Below are 16,014 nucleotides of genomic sequence, written 5' to 3'. Positions count from 1 at the left end.
AGCCTCCCGGTGACGGTCGGGAGGCTGCAACGGCCGGGAAACTCACGGGAGTTGAGCGGTGGCGGATGGTCGCATAGGCCGCGCGAAGGGAGCGTCCACGGGATGCGGGCAAAGGTGGGCTGGCCCGGTCATCGCGCGAACTCGCCCCGGCCGGGCGTCAGTTGCGTCGGCCGGGGCGGTGACGTAGGCGGCGCGCGCCACCGGGTGGTTCAGAAGCCGCGGCGGGCCCCGCCGTCCACCGGAACCATCACGCCCGTCAGGTAGGACGCGGCGGGGGAGAGCAGGAAGGCGGCGGTGCGGCCGAACTCGGCCGGGTCGCCGTAGCGGCGCAGCGGGATGGTGGCGCAGTTGCGGGCGCGCGAGCCCTCGGGGTCGCCGGAGACCGCGTCGAGCTGGGTCATCCGGTCGGTGGCGATCCGGCCGGGGAGGACGCCGACGACGCGGATGCCGCGCGGGCCCAACTCGTCGGCGAGGGACTTGGCGAAGCCGGCGAGGCCCGGGCGCAGGCCGTTGGAGAGGGTGAGCCCGGCGATCGGCTCGTAGACCGAGCCGGAGAGCACGAAGCCGATCGCGCCGCCCTCGCCCAGCTCCGCGGCGACGGCGCGGGCGAGCCGGACCGCGCCGAGGAAGACCGTCTCGAAGGCCGTCTGCCACTGCTCGTCGGTGGTGGTGTCGGTAGTGCCCGGCGCCGGGCCGCCCACGCTGATGAGGACGCCGTCCAGCCGCCCGAAGCGCTCCCGGGCGGCCGCCACCAGGCGGGCCGGCGCCTCGGGGTCGGCGTTGTCGGCGGCGACCCCCAGGGCCCGCTCGCCCAGGGAGGCGGCGGCCTCGGTGGCGGCCTCCTCGGTGCGTCCGGTGAGCACGACGTTGGCGCCGTCGGCGACCAGTTCGCGGGCGGTGGCGAAGCCCAGGCCCCGGGTGGCGCCGGTGAGGAGATACGTCCGGTCGGTGAGTCCAAGATCCATGGCCCTAGTCTGCCCCCGCCCCGTGGTGCAGTGCGAAGGCGGTCCCCAACAGCCCGATGTGGCTGAACGCCTGCGGGAAGTTGCCCAGTTGGCGCCCGCTGGCCGGGTCGTACTCCTCGGCGAGCAGCCCCACGTCGTTGCGCAGCGTCAGCAGCCGCTCGAAGAGCGTTCGGGCCTGGTGCCGGCGCCCGGTCAGCAGCAGCGCGTCCGCCAGCCAGAACGAGCAGACCAGGAACGTGCCCTCGTCACCGGGGAGCCCGTCCACGGGGGTGCCCTCGGTGCTGTAGCGGCGCATCAGGCCGTCGTGCGTCAGCTCGCGGCGCAGGGTGTCGACGGTCGAGATCACCCGGGGGTCGTTCCCGGGGAGGAAGCCGACCCGGGGGATCAGCAGCGTCGCGGCGTCCAGTTCCGTCGAGCCGTAGGACTGGGTGAAGGTGCCCCGCTCGGTGTCGTAGCCGCGCGCGCAGACCTCCCGGTGCACCTCGTCGCGCATCGCCCGCCAGCGGTCCACGTCGCCGCCCGACCTCGGGTGCGCCTTCAGCACCTTGACCGCGCGGTCGGCCGCGACCCAGGCCATGACCTTGGAGTGCACGAAGTGCTGGCGGGGGCCGCGGATCTCCCAGATGCCCTCGTCGGGGTCGCGCCAGGTGGACTCCAGGTACTCCACCAGCGCCCGTTGGATGCTCCAGGCGTGCGGCTTGACCGGCAGCCCCGCGGTGAGCGCGGCGTGGAACGAGTCGATCACCTCGCCGTAGACGTCGAGTTGGCGCTGCCCGACGGCGGCGTTGCCGATCCGCACCGGCAGCGAGCCCTCGTACCCGGACAGCCAGGGCAGTTCGGTCTCCGGCAGCCGCCGCTCGCCGGCCAGTCCGTACATGATCTGGAGGTCGTCGGGGGCGCCGGCCACCGCGCGCAGCAGCCAGTCCCGCCAGGCGTCGGCCTCCTCCAGATAGCCGGCGGTGAGCAGGGAGTTCAGGGTCAAGGTGGCGTCGCGCAGCCAGCAGTAGCGGTAGTCCCAGTTGCGCACCCCGCCCGGCTCCTCGGGCAGCGAGGTGGTGGGGGCCGCGACGATCCCGCCGGTGGGCGCGTAGGTGAGCGCCTTGAGGGTGATCAGGGAGCGGATCACCGCGGCGCGGTACCGGCCGTGGTAGCGGCACCGCGCGGACCAGGCGTGCCAGTCCTCGGTGGTGTCCGCGAGGGCCGCGAACGGGTCGATCTGCTCGGGCCGCGGCTCGTGCGAGGGGTGCCAGCTCAGGACGAACGCGGTGCGCTCGCCCGCCGCGACGGTGAACTCCGAGCGGGTGCTGAAGTCCTTGCCGTAGGTGACGCCGTCGGCGGGGGTGCGCAGCCACACCGAGTCCGGGCCAGCGATCGCGACCCGGCTGCCCTCGGAGGCGCGCACCCAGGGCACCACCCGCCCGTAGTCGAACCGCAGCCGCAGCACCCCGTGCATCTCGACCCGGCCGCGCAGCCCCGTGACGACCCGGACGACGTCGGGCAGCCGCTCGCGCTGCGGCATGAAGTCGGTGACCTTGACGCTGCCCTCGGGGGTTTCCCAGACGGTGTCCAGGATCAGCGAGTCCCCGCGGTAGCCGCGGGTGGAGCGGGACTTGGGCGACCGCGGTGCCAGCGTCCAGTGGCCGTTGTCCCTGCCGCCGACCAGGGCGGCGAAGCAGGCGGCGGAGTCGAAGCGGGGCAGGCACAGCCAGTCGATGGAGCCGTCCCGGCCGACCAGCGCGGCGGTCTGGAGGTCGCCGATGAGTGCGTAGTCCTCGATGCGTGGGTGCACTCCGCGGCCCTTCCCGCGCGGCGCGGGCGTTACTCGGGGGTGGCGGCCGTCCGGGCTACCGGCTCGCCGGCGGCGGCCTGTTCGGCGTCGTCGGCCTTCTCCGGCGCCGCGGTGGCCTGCCCGGACTCCTCGGCCCCCTCGACCCCTTCGGCTTCCTTCGCCGCGGCCGCCGCCCGGTCGCGGCGCTCCCGGCGCACCAGGACGACCCAGCCGACCGGCACCGCCGCCGCGAACAGCCACCACTGGACGGCGTACGCCATGTGCGGGCCGATGGAGTCGTGGTCCGGCTCGGGCACCAACTCGGGGGACTTGGTCTTAGGCGCGGTCTGCTCGATGTAGCCGCCGAGCATCGGGCGGCCCACCCGCTTCGCCTGCTGCTTGCTGTTGATCAGCATGACCTGGCGGGGCGGCAGGCCCTTGGTGTCCTTGATCCCGCTGACCGCGGTGGTCTCGTCGACCATCATCCGGCCGGTGACGGTGACCGTGCCCTTGGGGGCGGCCGGCACGTTCGGGAACTTGGTGAGGTCGTCGCCGGGCGCGATCCAGCCGCGGTTGACGACCACGGCGTCGCCGTCGGGCAGGACGAGCGGGGTCAGCACGTAGTAGCCGATGGTCTGTTCGTCGGCGGCGGTGCGCTGGCGGACCACGACCTCGTGCGCGGTGTCGTACGTTCCGGTGGCGGTGACCCGGCGCCACATCTCGCCGTGCGGCAGGTCGCGGCCGACGGCGGCCAGCTCGGTCACCGGGACCGGGGTGGCGGCCAGGTTGTGCGCGATCTGCGCGTTCTGCGCCACCTTGTGCTGATGGCGGTGGAACTGCCAGAACCCCAACTTGATCATGACGGGGATCAGGACGAGCCCTAGGAGGGTGAGGATCACCCACTGCCGGGTCAACAGGAAGCGGTACACGGCTGCGACGGTACCCCCCGACCCTGGGCGTCCGGCCCGCGGGGTCCCCCGGCGGCGGCCGGGGAGGGGACGAGGGGCGCCGCCGCGTGCCGCGCTCGCGCCGGGTCGCTAGACCCGGTCGACGATGCCCACCTGCCCGGCCGAGCGGGCGCAGTGCGCGCCGCAGTACCACTGCCCGTTCGCCTCCACGCCCTGCCCGATGATCTGCACCCGGCAGTGCTCGCAGATCGGTGCCATGCGGTGGATCGCGCAGGCGAAGCAGTCGAAGACGTGCACCGCGCCCTGGGCGTGCACCTCGAACGTCATTCCGTAGTCGTTTCCGCAGACCTCACAACGTGTCATGCGCCACAGACTGGGGGCGGGGGCCCTGGCGGGCGCGGCGCCAGCGGGGTGTGTTGACCGGGCTTCACCCGGACGTAGGCGCCGCCGGCTGCACGTCCCGCAGCAGCTGCATGAACGCGGCCTCGTCGAGGACGGGCGTGCCGAACGACGCGGCCTTGACCGCCTTGGAGGTGCGGGCGTCGGGGTCGTTGGTCACCAGCAGGCTGGTCAGCCGGGAGACGCTGGTGGCCACGTGCAGCCCGGCCTCGACCGCCCGGTCCTCCAGCAGCTCGCGGTCCACGGAGGTGTCCCCGGAGAAGGCGACCCGCATCCCCTGGACCAGCCGGCCGCCGGGCTCGTAGCGCCCCGGGTTCGGATACGGGCAGGCCGGGCGCTTGCGGGCCGGACGCCAGGAGGTGGGGCGGTAGGAGGAGCCGGTGGGGTGTGCGCGGGGCGCGGGGGCGTCGGACCACTCCGTGAGCGGCTGGCAGCTCAGCAGCGGCAGCCGGACGTTCGCCTGCGCGGCCCGGTGCAGGCTGGGGCGGAACGCCTCGGCCAGCACCCGGGCGTCGTCCAGGGCGTGGTGGGCCTGCTCCTGTATGACGCCGTAGTGCGCGGCGAGGGATTCCAGCTTGTGGTTGGGCAGCGGCAGGTCCAGCTCCTTGGAGAGCGCGATGGTGCACAGCCGCTGGCGCACCGGGGCGACGGCCGCGGCCCGGGCGTACTCCCGGGCCAGCATCGACCAGTCGAACATGGCGTTGTGCGCGACCAGGACGCGGTCCGCCAGCCGGGCCGACAGCTCCGGCACGATCTCCGGGAAGAGGGGGGCGTCCTGAAGCACCGCGCTCGTCAGGCCGTGGATCCAGACCGGTCCGGGATCGCGCTGCGGGTTGACGAGGGTGTACCAGGAGTCCTGGAACTCGCCCTGGGCGTCGAGCTGGTACACGGCGGCGGAGATGATCCGGTCGTCGCGGGCCAGGCCGGTGGTTTCGACGTCGACCACCGCGTATCCCTGCGGATACCCGGCCGGCCAATCGGCCGGCGTCTGCGGTCCCGGCTGCCGGCCGATCTTCGGCGCGATCGAGGGGGCGGCTGCGCTGTGGTCTTCGAGCATGGTCACTGAGGATACGGGCCACCACCGACAGCCACCGCATCGCCGGGGGACGGAACGGGCCGGGACGCGCTGCCCGCCGGGGCCGGCGCGCGGGTCAACGGGGCGGCGCGGGGCCCCTGTCGTCGCCCCGCCCGCCCAGCTCCGGCCGGCAGCACGGTCTTTACCCCTCGTCGGCCACGGTGCGACGGTGTGACGGACGCCTCGCACGACCCGCGCCGCACGGACCACTCCGATCACTTTGACCACACCGATGACCTGGCAGACCTGGCTGACACGGCTGACACGGATGACGAAGGGCGGTACGCCATGGCAGGCGCACACTGGGGAGCCCGCACCGCGGCCGGGGCCGCCGCGGACGCACCGGGGGCCCCGGCCCGGGCGGGCGCGGGCGCCCAACGGGACCGCCCCGGTGCCCCGTTGGGGCCGCGTCCCGCCGGGTGGCGGTGCAGCGGCGCCCCGCCGCCGGTCCGCGACCTCCGGCGGGACGGGGGCGCCTGATGGAGCTGCGGGCCGGGCAGGTCGCGGTGGTCACCGGCGCGACGGGCGACCTCGGCCGGGCCCTGGCCCGGCGCCTCGCCGCGGAGGGCCTGCGGGTCGTCCTCGCCGACACCGAGGAGGAGCCGCTGCGCGCCCTCGCCGACGAACTGATCGCGGGCGGCGCCGAACTGCTGGCGCGCACCGTGGACGTCGGCGAGCGGGCGGAGGTCGAGGCGCTGGCCGGCGCCGCCTACGACACCTTCGGCGCCGTCCATGTGCTGTGCAACAACGCCGGGACCGGGCGCGGGGCCCCGGGGCCGCTGTGGGAGCACGATCCCGCCGACTGGCGGCGGTCGTTCGAGGCGAACGTCCTGGGCGTGCTGCACGGCGTCCGGTGCTTTCTGCCCCGGATGGTGGCCTCCGGGGAGCCCGGCCATGTCGTCAACTCCGCTGCCGCGGACGGCGGGTGCGCGCCCTCGGGCGCCGCCTCCGTGCCCGCCGCCACCGGGGCGGCGGTGGTGGCCCTGACCGAGACCCTGCGCGCCCAACTGGCGGCCGCGGGTGCCCCCGTGGGGGCCTCGGTCCTCGTCCCCGGTCCGTACGCGCTCGACGGGGCCGGGCCGCCGGCGTCGCCCGCCGCGGTCGCGGAGGTCGCCGGGCGGGTCGTCGCCGGCATCCGGGGCGGCCGCTTCTGGATACGGCCACCGGGCGCGGGCGCCGAGGCGGAGTGAGGGAGCGCGGGCGACCGATCCCTGGGGCTACCGGCGGTACGCCCAGACGGGAAGGCGGTGTCAGGTCTTCCATACTTCTGAGTAACTACCCCTAGCGGTAGGCCCGGTGGCGCACTTATGGTGCGGGGCATGCCGCACCTGCCCGATGTCGTGTTGTGGTCCGTACCGGCCTTCGTCGTGCTCACCGTCGTGGAGATGGTGAGCTACCGCCTGCACCCCGACGACGACGCCGAGGGGTACGAGGCGAAGGACGCGGCCACCAGCGTCACCATGGGGCTGGGCAGCCTGGTCTTCGACGCGCTGTGGAAGATACCGATCGTGGCGATCTACGCGGCCGTCTACGAGTTGACCCCGCTGCGCATCCCCGTCGTGTGGTGGACGCTGCTCCTGATGCTGCTGGCGCAGGACTTCTTCTACTACTGGTCGCACCGCGGCCACCACGTCATCCGCGTGCTGTGGGCCTGCCACGTGGTCCACCACTCCAGCCGGCGGTTCAACTTCACCACCGCGCTGCGGCAGCCGTGGACGACCTGGACGGTCTGGCCGTTCTACGTGCCGATGGTCGCGCTCGGCGTGCACCCGGCCGTGATCGCCTTCACCTCCGGCGCCAACCTCGTCTACCAGTTCTGGGTGCACACCGAGCGGATCGGCACTCTGCCCCGGCCGATCGAGTTCGTCTTCAACACGCCCTCGCACCACCGCGTCCACCACGCCTCCCAAGGCGGCTATCTGGACCGCAACTTCGGCGGAATCCTGATCATCTGGGACCGGATGTTCGGCTCGTTCGTCCCCGAGACCGAGCGGCCCGTCTACGGCCTCACCAAGAACATCAACACCTTCAACCCGCTGCGGGTCGCCACCCACGAGTACGCCGCCATCGCCCGCGACATCCGGGCCGCGGACGGCTGGGGCGAGCGCGTCGGGCGGGTGTTCCGCGGGCCGGGCTGGCAGCCGGCCCGGGTCCGCGCCGCGGTGGCGGCCGCCGAGGCCCAGGACGCGGCGGGGCGCGCCGCGGAGCCCGCGGTGGGGGAGCCCGCCGCGTGAGACCGCTCGCGCCCCGGCCGCGCGCCGCCCACGTCCTGCTGGCGGTCTTCGCCGTCCTGGCCGTCGGCCACCTCGTCGCCCTGGTGGCGCGCGCCGCCGCCCCAAGTGGCGGCGGTCCCGCGGGAGTTGCGGACGCCGTCGTCCACCTCACCAAGCCGGCCCTGATGCCGCTGCTGGCCGCGCATGTGCTCGCCCGTGGCGGGCCGCCGCTGCTGGCCGGGGCGCTGCTGTTCGGCTGCGGCGGCGACACCCTGCTCCAACTCGGCGGCGGCACCGCCTTCCTGGTCGGCATGGGCTCGTTCGCGCTCGGCCACGTCTGCTATCTGCTGCTGTTCGCCCGGCACGGCGGCGGAAGGGGGCGCGGCGTCAGCCGCTCCGGTGGAGCCGGTGCCTGCACCGGGACCCGCCGGTCGCGCAGCGCCACGGCCGCCGGGCTGTACGCGGCCGCGCTGGTCGTCACCACGGCGCTGCTGTGGCCTGACCTGCCGGCCGCCCTGCGGCTGCCGGTCGCCGGCTACAGCCTGCTGCTGACCACGATGGCGTTCGGCGCGCTCCGGGCGGGCCGCCGGGCCGCGGCGGGCGGGCTGCTCTTCGTGCTCTCCGACTCCCTGATCGCCGGCGGCCTTGCCCACTGGCCCCACCTGCCCGCCCCACAGTTCTGGATCATGCTCACCTATACGGCCGCCCAAGTTGCCCTGGCCGTCGGGGTGTTGGCGGCGGCGACCGGGCCGTCCGGCCCCGCGCCCGCGGAGCCGCGCGCCCCGGTGGACCGACTCGCCGCCGCCCTGGGGCGCACGGGGTGACGAGCGGTGGCGGGCCGGGCCCGCCACCACCCCGGACGCGCGGCTACCGCGCCACGTCCACCGCGCCCACCGTGTTCGCTCCGTCCACAGTGTTCACTCCGCTCACCGCATTCCTCCGGCTCACTCCGTCACCGCGTTCAACGCATCGACGATCCCGTAGCCGAAGTGGCTGTTGACGTACCGGGTTCCGGTGCAGGTGGCGTCGCCCGTCGGGCAGCCGGGATTGTCGGCCTGCTGCTTGAGCAGCCACTGGATCTCCTGCGGGCTCGCCTTCGGGTGGGTGCTCTTCAGGAGCGCCGCGACGCCGGCGACGTGCGGGGAGGCCATCGAGGTGCCGGCGTAGAACGCCCAGTCGCCGCCGGGGACGGTGGACAGCACATTGCCGTTCTTGGCGGGCAGTTCGGGCACCTGTTGAGAGTCGCCGCCCGGTGCCGCCACGTCGATCTGCCCGAGGCCGTAGTTGGAGTAGCCGGACTTGAGCCGGTGCGAACCGGTCGCCGCGACGGTCACCGTCCCCGGTAGTTGGGTCGGCACGTCCCAGCACCGCGCGGGGTCGAGGGTGCGGTTGACCGGCGTGGAGTCGTTGGGGCTGCCGATGTCGGTGAGCTTGTCGGCCGCGAGGTCGGCGTGGGCGTTGCCCGCCGCGGCCACGTTGACCACGCCCCGGTCCTGCGCGTACTTCGCGGCCCGGCCGACCGCGTCAACGATGGCCGCCTGGTCGGCGTCGTCCTTGCAGTTGAACATCCACGGGTCCACGTAATAGCTGTTGTTGGTGACCTGGACGTGGTGGTCGGCGGCGAAAACGAAGGCGCACACCACGTTCTCCGCGTAGAACAGGCCGGTCCCCGGCTCGCTGACCTTGAGGGCGGAGACCTTGACGCCGGGCGCGACGCCGGTCACCCCCACGCCGTTCCGGGCCGCGGCGATGGTGCCCGCCACGTGCGTGCCGTGGGCGCCGGCGACGGGGTCGTAGGGCCGCCAGGCGCCCGGGGAGGTGTCCGGCACCCCGCCGACGCAGTTGGCGGACTGCCGGGCCGAGAAGTTCGGCTTGAGGTCGGGGTGGGTGTCGTCCACACCGGTGTCGATGACCGCGACGGTCACCTTGCGGCTGCCGGGGTTCACCTTCGCCGCCCGGTCGGCCCGGATCGCGCGGATGTCCCACTGGAGCGGCTCCAGCGGCTCCTGGCCGGTGGCCCGCGCGGTGCGCTCGGCGGCCGCGAGTTGGGCCTTGGTGATCCGCTGTGGCTTTCCGATGTCGTCGGTGCCGGACTGTTTGAGCGGCGCGGTGCGGGTCGCGCCGGCCGACTGCACCCCCGGCACCGTCCGGATGCCGGCGGCGAACCGGGGGTCGGCCGCATGCGCGACGATCACGCCGATCCGCTCGTGGGCGGTGACCACCGTGCCGCCGGCCCGGCCTATCGCCCGCTCGACCTTGGCGACGGTGGCGTGGCCGGGAACGGTGTTGACCACGTACGACAGCAGCGGGCCGCTGGCTTGGGGCGTCGCGCCGGCAGCGCTCGGCAGGAAGCCGAGGGACGCGGTAAGCGCCAACCCGAGCGGTACGGCCAGGGCCCGCAGGCGTCTGTTCCGGGGATGTGCAAGGGGACGTGCCATGGGTACTCCACCTCATCCGTCGGACCGCCCGCACGCGGGGCGCGTACGGGCGGATGCATGACAGGCGAAGCTAGCGGCGCGCGCCGGCGCGTGGCAGGGGAACGCGGAAAAAACCCGCAGAAGCGGCGAATTGACGCCTAGTCAGTTGCCGGTGGCCGGGGCAGGGAGCGGGGGCGGGGGTCGTCGGCCGCGCCGTCGCGGGCGCGCAGCGTGCCCATGCTCAGCGGCGGCAACGGGATCCGCGGGCCGTACCAGCGCCGGGCGTCCGCCCCCGGACGCGACCGCGCGGGCGCGGCGGCGATCGGCGCGGCCAGCCGGACGCTGCCGTACGGGCGCCGGCGGGGGGCGTACGGCGGCGGTTCCTGCTGCGGCGGGGGCGTCATGACCGGCCCAACGAAGCGCCGCCGGCGCGGTGGCGGCCGGTGCGCCCATTCCCCCGATTTCTTCGGGAATTCAACCATCCACCGTCTGTCGCGCCGCGCCCGCCGCCTCTACGATGCGTGATCCACGTCACTTATCCGGGCCGTATTCTCGGCATTCTCCACTTTCTCGGCTTACTCGGCCTTCCCGGCCCCGCACCAGCCCATTGAGCGTCAGGAGACCCACGTGATCACCGCACCCCACGCCGACCGGGGACCACACGACCCGCCCGACTACCCACAGACGCAGTCGAGCCCGGAGTTCGCCGAACTCCGCCGCGCGCACCGCTCGTTCGCCTTCCCGCTCACCGCCGCCTTCGTCCTCTGGTACCTCGCCTACGTGCTGCTGTCGAGCTACGCCGGCGGCTTCATGGCCACCAAGGTCGCCGGCCACCTCAACGTCGCCCTCGTGCTCGGCCTCGCCCAGTTCGCCACCACCTTCCTGATCGCCTGGTGGTACTCCCGGCACGCCGCCGCCCGCCTCGACCCCCGGGCCGCGGCTCTCAAGGCCCGCCTGGAGGCCCCCACCGCGGCGGTCGCCGCCCCACAGGCCGCCGCCGCGGGCGCCGCCCCGGAGGACGGCCCCGGCCCGACCGGCGTACAGGAGGCCGGCGCATGACCCTCACCCACCACCTCGCCGCCGGCGGCGCCGGCGAGCACCGCACCCTGATCGTCACCCTCTTCGCGGTCTTCGTCGCCGCCACCCTCGGCATCACCGTCTGGGCCGGCCGACAGACCAAGGGGGCGGAGGACTTCTACGCCGGCGGGCGGCAGTTCAGCGGTTTCCAGAACGGCCTGGCCATCTCGGGCGACTACATGTCCGCGGCGTCCTTCCTGGGCATCGCCGGCGCCATCGCCCTCTTCGGCTATGACGGCTTCCTGTACTCCATCGGCTTCCTCGTCGCCTGGCTCGTCGCGCTCCTCCTGGTCGCCGAACCGCTGCGCAACTCCGGCCGCTTCACCATGGGCGACGTGCTCGCCTACCGGATGCGCCAACGCCCCGTGCGCACCGCCGCCGGCACCTCCACCATCGTCGTCTCGATCTTCTACCTGCTGGCCCAAATGGCCGGCGCCGGCGCCCTGGTGACCCTGCTCCTGGGCATCACCAGCGAGGCCGGCAAGATCCTCGTCGTCGTCCTGGTCGGCATCGTGATGATCCTCTACGTCACCATCGGCGGCATGAAGGGCACCACCTGGGTCCAGATGGTCAAGGCCGTCCTGCTGATCGCCGGCACCCTGCTGATCACCTTCCTGGTGGCCTGGAAGTTCCACTTCAACCCCTCCGCGCTGCTCGGCGCCGCCGCCGAGAACAGCGGCAAGGGCGCCGCCTTCTTGGAGCCCGGCCTGAAATACGGGGCCACCGCCACCTCGAAGATCGACTTCATCTCCCTCGGCCTCGCCCTCGTCCTGGGCACGGCCGGCCTGCCGCACATCCTCATCCGCTTCTACACCGTGCCCACCGCCAAGGCCGCCCGGACCTCGGTGAATTGGGCGATCGCCATCATCGGCGTCTTCTACCTGATGACGCTGGCGCTCGGCTTCGGCGCCGCGGCCCTGATCAAGCCCGGCACCCTCACCGCCTCCAACAAGGCGGGCAACACCGCGGCCCCGCTGCTCGCCCAGGAGATCGGCGGCGGCGCGGGCTCCACCGGCGGCGCCGTGCTGCTCGCCGTGATCTCCGCGGTCGCCTTCGCCACCATCCTCGCGGTGGTCGCCGGCCTCACCCTCGCCTCGTCCTCCTCCTTCGCCCACGACCTCTACGTCAACGTCCTGCGCAAGGGGGCCGCCACCGAGAAGGAGGAGGTCCGCGCGGCCCGTTGGGCCACCGTCGGCATCGGCGCGGTCGCCATCGTCCTCGGCGTCTTCGCCCGCAGCCTGAACGTCGCCGGCCTGGTGGCGCTCGCCTTCGCCGTCGCCGCCTCCGCCAACCTCCCCACCCTCCTCTACAGCCTCTTCTGGAAGCGCTTCACCACCCAGGGCGCCCTATGGTCCGTCTACGGCGGCCTGCTCTCCTCCGTCCTCCTCGTGCTCTTCTCGCCCGTCGTCTCCGGCAAGGAGACCTCGATGTTCCCCGGCGCCGACTTCGCCTTCTTCCCCCTGGAGAACCCGGGCCTGCTCTCCATCCCGCTCGGCTTCCTCCTGGGCTGGCTCGGCTCCCTGCTCTCCAAGGAGGCACCCGACGCCGCCAAGTACGCCGAACTGGAGGTCCGTTCCCTGACCGGCAGCGGCGCCCATTGAGCCACCCCCGGGCCGCCTGAGCCGTCTCTACAGTCCCTGGGCGGGGTGCTGTCGTAGTTCTCTACGACCGCACCCCGCCCACCTCGTGCTTCTCACGCCTCCTCACTGTCGGACCCATCGCGTAGGCTCGAAGACGCAAGTGATCGACGCACCGATCCACACTCTCGGGGAGGGGGCCAAGTGCTCATCGACACGTACGGCCGCGTGGCCACCGACCTGCGGGTTTCGCTCACGGACCGGTGCAATCTGCGCTGCACCTACTGCATGCCCGAAGAGGGCCTCGCCTGGCTGGCCAAGCCCGATCTGCTGACCGACGACGAGATCGTCCGCCTGATCGAGATCGCCGTCCGCGACCTCGGCATCACCGAGATCCGCTTCACCGGCGGCGAGCCACTGCTCCGCCCCGGCCTGGTCGGCATCGTCGAGCGGGCCGCCGCGCTCACCCCCCGCCCCCAGCTCTCGCTGACCACCAACGGCATCGGCCTGGCCCGCACCGCCCCCGCCCTGCGTGCCGCCGGCCTGGACCGCGTCAACGTCTCCCTCGACACCCTCCGGCCCGACGTCTTCACGGCCCTCACCCGCCGCAAGCGGCACGCCGACGTCCTCACGGGCCTGGAAGCCGCCCGCGCCGCCGGCCTCACCCCCGTCAAGGTCAACACCGTCCTGATGCCCGGCCTCAACGACGACGAGGCCCCCGACCTGTTGGCCTGGGCCATCGAGGAGGGCTACGAGCTGCGCTTCATCGAGCAGATGCCGCTGGACGCCCAGCACGGCTGGAAGCGCGACGGCATGATCACCGCCGGCGACATCCTCGCCTCACTGCGCACCCGCTTCGCCCTCACCGCCGAGGGCCAGGACGAGCGCGGCTCCGCCCCCGCCGAGCGCTGGGTCGTCGACGGCGGCCCGCACCGCGTCGGCGTCATCGCCTCGGTGACCCGCCCGTTCTGCCGCGCCTGCGACCGCACCCGGCTCACCGCCGACGGCCAGATCCGCACCTGCCTGTTCGCCACCGAGGAGACGGACCTGCGGGCCGCCCTGCGCTCCGGCGCCCCCGACGCCGAGATAGCCCGGATCTGGAAGCTGGCCATGTGGGGCAAGAAGGCCGGCTCCGGCCTCGACGACCCCACCTTCCTTCAGCCCGAGCGCCCCATGTCAGCCATCGGAGGCTGACCGCCCGCGCTCCCAATCCGCCAGCGCCACCACGTCCTTGAGGAACCCGCGCACGGCGAGGAACTGCGACAGATGCTCCCGGTGCTCGTCGCACGCCAACCACGTCTTGCGCCGGTCCGGCGTGTGCAGCTTGGGGTTGTTCCAGGCCACCACCCACACCGCGTCGGCGCGGCAGCCCTTGGCCGAACAGATGGTGACATTCTCGGAAGCGTTCGGGGAGTTCACGCCTCAACCCTACGTCCCGCCCCGCGCGGCCCTCACGCACCGGCGCCTGGTGCGGACATGACGACGCCGGGCAGCCACGGGGGGAGCCGCCCGGCGTCGATCGGTCGCTCCGACGGGGGATGCGGAGCGCGTACGCAGTATGTCATGGGGGGCGGTGCCCGGTGCACCGGAACCGCGTGATTGATCTGAGCTTTTCTTGAGCTTTGCGGAGCAAGCGTCCGCTGCAAAGCCTCAGTCGCGCTCGCCGCGCGACTGCGTCGACTCCGCGGTCGGCCGTTCCGCAACGGATTCCGCGTCGCCCGAATTCAGCATCTTCCGCACGGGTTTGACGAACGTGGAGGGCAGTGAAGGGACGTTCTCCCGGCCGGCGTTGGCGATGACGACGGCGATGTACGGCAACCCCATGCCGATCACCAACGTTGCGATGGCAACCGGACGTTCGATGTTCCACAGCACGGCGGTGAGCACCACGGCCACGGTCCGCACCGCCATCGAGATCACATACCGCCGCTGGCGGCCCCGCACGTCCTCGGTGAGCCCCCGCCGGGCCCCCGTGATCCGGAAGGTTTCGCCGCCGCCGCTCTGCTTCCGCATCACGTTCCACCACCTGCTCGGTCCTGCCGGATTCTCCCCGCATTCCGGTCAGTTCCCACGGTACGCCGGCCCCTTCCGCCCTACGAGGCCGGGTCGTGCCGATGGCGTACGGGGTGTCCGACAGATGCGGTAGGTCGGACACCCCGCGCCGGTGGCCGTGCGCGGCCGGCGACTAACGGCCGGTGATCTGGGCCAGTTTGCGGCCGGCCTTGAGGTACGCGACGCCCGCCGGGTCGGTCACCTTCTCCGCCAGCACCTCGGCCAGCGGCCGCACCGCGTCGGCCTCCGCCAGCACCACCGTCGACTGGCCGTCGGCGCCCTCGACCACCAGCCGCAGCGCGTTCTGCTTCGCCAGCCGCCGCGCCGCCGAGGCGCTCGGGGTGAACTCCAGCACCGTCGTCAGCACCGCCGCGACGGTCTGCGCCCCGTGCTCACCGGCGTCCACCGACGGCAGCGACTCCACGTCCGCGAACGACTTCTTGGAGAACTGCGCCACGAAGCCGGCCCGGGCGGCCATCGCCGCGTCCAGCCCGTACAGCGCCGTGACGACCTCGCCCGCGAGGATCTTCTTGAGGTCCATCGGATGCACCGACCGCTCGGCGACCCGGCCCAGGACGAGCGTGATCTCCTCGTCGGTCCACTCGGTCCACGCCTTGAGGTACGGCTCCATCAGCCGGTCCGGCACCGACATGATCTTGCCGAAGACGTCGTCGGCGGGCGAGCTCAGCCCGACGTAATTCCCCTTGGACTTGGACATCTTGGCGCCGGTGCCGTCCGTGCCCTCGATCAGCGGCATGGTCACCACCAGCTGCGGCCGCTGCCCGCGCAGCTCCATCAGCTTGCGGCCCATCTGGAGGTTGAGCAGCTGGTCGGAGCCGCCCAGCTCCACGTCGCAGGCGAGCGCCACCGAGTCCAGGCCCTGCGCGATCGGGTAGAGCAGCTCGGTCATGGTCAGACCGGAGCCGGCCGCGAGCCGGTTGCGGAAGTCCTCGCGCTGGAGCAGCTGCGCGGCCGGCACCTGCGCGAGCAGCCCCAGCAGCTCCGGGAAGGTGTACGGCGCCAGCCACTCGCTGTTCTGCCGGAAGCTGACCTTCTCGAAGTCGAAGAACGGGCGGACCTGCTGGCGGTAGGTGGCGAGGTTGTGCGCGATGTCCTCGTCGGTCAGCGGCGGCCGCTCGGCGGTGCGGCCCGACGGGTCGCCGATCTTGGCCGTGAAGTCGCCGATGATCAGGGTGACGTCGTGGCCCAGCCGCTGGAACCGGCTGAGGATGATCAGCGGCACCGCGTGCCCGAGGTGCACATCGGTGGCCGTCGGGTCGATGCCCAGCTTGACGTGCAGCCCCTTGCCGGCCGCCCGACGCTCCTCGATCCGCTCGGCCAGCTTCGCGACGCCCGGCAGCACCTCGACCGTGCGGGAGGCGATCAGCTCGGCCTGCTCCTTCGGCGACAGGTCCGTCAGGTCCAGATAGCGCCGCTCACCGGTCTCCTGGAGCAGCTCCCGGACGGTGTCGTCCGAGGAGAGGTCGGTGGAGAGCAGCGTGCTGGCGCGGGCGACGGATTCGCCGAGGCGTGTCATGGCGTCCCTGATCAATCGTGGTTCCC

General features: G+C 73.0%; 17 protein-coding genes. 7 read left to right on the top strand and 10 right to left on the bottom strand.

The window, feature by feature from the left end:
• Positions 1–209: 209 nt before the first annotated feature.
• The 5 genes from ACFVFQ_RS02215 to ACFVFQ_RS02195 all read right to left on the bottom strand — a co-directional run bounded on the left by ACFVFQ_RS02215 (position 210) and on the right by ACFVFQ_RS02195 (position 5,097).
• Positions 210–965, bottom strand: a complete 756-nt coding sequence (locus ACFVFQ_RS02215; protein ID WP_383407143.1) for an SDR family oxidoreductase — start codon at positions 963–965, stop codon at positions 210–212.
• Between the two features lie 4 nt (positions 966–969).
• Positions 970–2,754 carry a glycoside hydrolase family 15 protein gene (locus ACFVFQ_RS02210; protein ID WP_383407140.1) on the bottom strand — a complete coding sequence of 595 codons (1,785 nt, stop codon included), beginning with the start codon at positions 2,752–2,754 and terminating at the stop codon, positions 970–972.
• 29 nt (positions 2,755–2,783) lie between these two features.
• Positions 2,784–3,662, bottom strand: coding sequence for an SURF1 family protein (locus ACFVFQ_RS02205; protein ID WP_383407137.1), 879 nt, complete (start codon positions 3,660–3,662; stop codon positions 2,784–2,786).
• A gap of 108 nt (positions 3,663–3,770) precedes the next feature.
• Positions 3,771–4,004, bottom strand: coding sequence for a hypothetical protein (locus tag ACFVFQ_RS02200; protein ID WP_274916394.1), 234 nt, complete (start codon positions 4,002–4,004; stop codon positions 3,771–3,773).
• Between the two features lie 64 nt (positions 4,005–4,068).
• Positions 4,069–5,097 carry a DEDDh family exonuclease gene (locus ACFVFQ_RS02195; RefSeq protein WP_383407134.1) on the bottom strand — a complete coding sequence of 343 codons (1,029 nt, stop codon included), beginning with the start codon at positions 5,095–5,097 and terminating at the stop codon, positions 4,069–4,071.
• Between the two features lie 306 nt (positions 5,098–5,403).
• Between ACFVFQ_RS02195 and ACFVFQ_RS02190 the strand changes: the two genes are divergently transcribed.
• The 4 genes from ACFVFQ_RS02190 (at position 5,404) to ACFVFQ_RS02175 (ending at position 8,152) form a co-directional block, all read left to right on the top strand.
• Complete coding sequence (locus ACFVFQ_RS02190) at positions 5,404–5,595, top strand: hypothetical protein (protein ID WP_383407131.1); 192 nt, start codon at positions 5,404–5,406, stop codon at positions 5,593–5,595.
• Complete coding sequence (locus tag ACFVFQ_RS02185) at positions 5,595–6,305, top strand: SDR family NAD(P)-dependent oxidoreductase (protein ID WP_383407128.1); 711 nt, start codon at positions 5,595–5,597, stop codon at positions 6,303–6,305. Before ACFVFQ_RS02190 ends, ACFVFQ_RS02185 begins: the two co-directional genes overlap by 1 nt.
• A 129-nt stretch (positions 6,306–6,434) precedes the next feature.
• Complete coding sequence (locus ACFVFQ_RS02180) at positions 6,435–7,349, top strand: sterol desaturase family protein (RefSeq protein ID WP_383407125.1); 915 nt, start codon at positions 6,435–6,437, stop codon at positions 7,347–7,349.
• Positions 7,346–8,152, top strand: a complete 807-nt coding sequence (locus ACFVFQ_RS02175; RefSeq protein WP_383407123.1) for a lysoplasmalogenase family protein — start codon at positions 7,346–7,348, stop codon at positions 8,150–8,152. The genes ACFVFQ_RS02180 and ACFVFQ_RS02175 overlap by 4 nt, the downstream gene beginning before the upstream one ends.
• A 120-nt stretch (positions 8,153–8,272) precedes the next feature.
• On the opposite strand, the gene ACFVFQ_RS02170 is transcribed toward ACFVFQ_RS02175, so the two are convergent.
• Together ACFVFQ_RS02170 and ACFVFQ_RS02165 are read right to left on the bottom strand one after the other, a co-directional pair.
• Complete coding sequence (locus tag ACFVFQ_RS02170) at positions 8,273–9,766, bottom strand: S8 family serine peptidase (RefSeq protein WP_383407120.1); 1,494 nt, start codon at positions 9,764–9,766, stop codon at positions 8,273–8,275.
• Between the two features lie 137 nt (positions 9,767–9,903).
• Positions 9,904–10,149, bottom strand: coding sequence for a hypothetical protein (locus tag ACFVFQ_RS02165; RefSeq protein ID WP_383407117.1), 246 nt, complete (start codon positions 10,147–10,149; stop codon positions 9,904–9,906).
• A 223-nt stretch (positions 10,150–10,372) separates the two neighbouring features.
• Here ACFVFQ_RS02165 and ACFVFQ_RS02160 point away from each other — a divergent pair, with 223 nt between their 5' ends.
• The 3 genes from ACFVFQ_RS02160 to moaA all read left to right on the top strand — a co-directional run bounded on the left by ACFVFQ_RS02160 (position 10,373) and on the right by moaA (position 13,593).
• Entirely contained in the window at positions 10,373–10,804 is a 432-nt protein-coding gene (locus ACFVFQ_RS02160; protein WP_383407114.1) for a DUF485 domain-containing protein, read from the top strand.
• Positions 10,801–12,423 (top strand): cation acetate symporter, encoded by a 1,623-nt coding sequence (locus ACFVFQ_RS02155; RefSeq protein WP_383407112.1) that lies wholly within the window; start codon positions 10,801–10,803, stop codon positions 12,421–12,423. Before ACFVFQ_RS02160 ends, ACFVFQ_RS02155 begins: the two co-directional genes overlap by 4 nt.
• A gap of 180 nt (positions 12,424–12,603) precedes the next feature.
• On the top strand, positions 12,604–13,593 hold the full coding sequence (gene moaA, locus ACFVFQ_RS02150; protein ID WP_383407110.1) for a GTP 3',8-cyclase MoaA: 990 nt from the start codon (positions 12,604–12,606) through the stop codon (positions 13,591–13,593).
• Here the strand turns inward: moaA and ACFVFQ_RS02145 are convergent.
• The 3 genes from ACFVFQ_RS02145 to tyrS form a co-directional block, all read right to left on the bottom strand.
• Entirely contained in the window at positions 13,576–13,818 is a 243-nt protein-coding gene (locus ACFVFQ_RS02145) for a hypothetical protein (protein WP_383407107.1), read from the bottom strand. The genes moaA and ACFVFQ_RS02145 overlap by 18 nt on opposite strands.
• A gap of 231 nt (positions 13,819–14,049) precedes the next feature.
• Positions 14,050–14,412, bottom strand: coding sequence for a DUF3099 domain-containing protein (locus ACFVFQ_RS02140; RefSeq protein WP_383407104.1), 363 nt, complete (start codon positions 14,410–14,412; stop codon positions 14,050–14,052).
• Positions 14,413–14,584: 172 nt separating this feature from the next.
• The gene (gene tyrS, locus ACFVFQ_RS02135; RefSeq protein ID WP_383407101.1) at positions 14,585–15,988 is read right to left on the bottom strand and encodes a tyrosine--tRNA ligase; all 1,404 of its coding nucleotides are present in this window, start codon (positions 15,986–15,988) and stop codon (positions 14,585–14,587) included.
• Positions 15,989–16,014 lie beyond the last annotated feature (26 nt).

Origin of the sequence: Streptomyces sp. NPDC057743 (genome assembly GCF_042798755.1) — a bacterium.
Classification (GTDB): Bacteria; Actinomycetota; Actinomycetes; order Streptomycetales; family Streptomycetaceae; genus Streptomyces.
The sequence above is the reverse complement of the archived record's forward strand: the minus strand, read 5'-3'. Positions and strand labels throughout refer to the sequence as shown.

Coding starts and splice junctions, on each gene's coding strand:
- ACFVFQ_RS02140 (WP_383407104.1), bottom strand. CDS start 14,412: ATGCGGAAGCAGAGCGGCGGCGGCGAAACCTTCCGGATCACGGGGGCC.
- ACFVFQ_RS02165 (WP_383407117.1), bottom strand. CDS start 10,149: ATGACGCCCCCGCCGCAGCAGGAACCGCCGCCGTACGCCCCCCGCCGG.
- ACFVFQ_RS02190 (WP_383407131.1), top strand. CDS start 5,404: ATGGCAGGCGCACACTGGGGAGCCCGCACCGCGGCCGGGGCCGCCGCG.
- ACFVFQ_RS02195 (WP_383407134.1), bottom strand. CDS start 5,097: ATGCTCGAAGACCACAGCGCAGCCGCCCCCTCGATCGCGCCGAAGATC.
- ACFVFQ_RS02215 (WP_383407143.1), bottom strand. CDS start 965: ATGGATCTTGGACTCACCGACCGGACGTATCTCCTCACCGGCGCCACC.
- tyrS (WP_383407101.1), bottom strand. CDS start 15,988: ATGACACGCCTCGGCGAATCCGTCGCCCGCGCCAGCACGCTGCTCTCC.
- ACFVFQ_RS02200 (WP_274916394.1), bottom strand. CDS start 4,004: ATGACACGTTGTGAGGTCTGCGGAAACGACTACGGAATGACGTTCGAG.
- ACFVFQ_RS02155 (WP_383407112.1), top strand. CDS start 10,801: ATGACCCTCACCCACCACCTCGCCGCCGGCGGCGCCGGCGAGCACCGC.
- ACFVFQ_RS02185 (WP_383407128.1), top strand. CDS start 5,595: ATGGAGCTGCGGGCCGGGCAGGTCGCGGTGGTCACCGGCGCGACGGGC.
- ACFVFQ_RS02170 (WP_383407120.1), bottom strand. CDS start 9,766: ATGGCACGTCCCCTTGCACATCCCCGGAACAGACGCCTGCGGGCCCTG.
- ACFVFQ_RS02180 (WP_383407125.1), top strand. CDS start 6,435: ATGCCGCACCTGCCCGATGTCGTGTTGTGGTCCGTACCGGCCTTCGTC.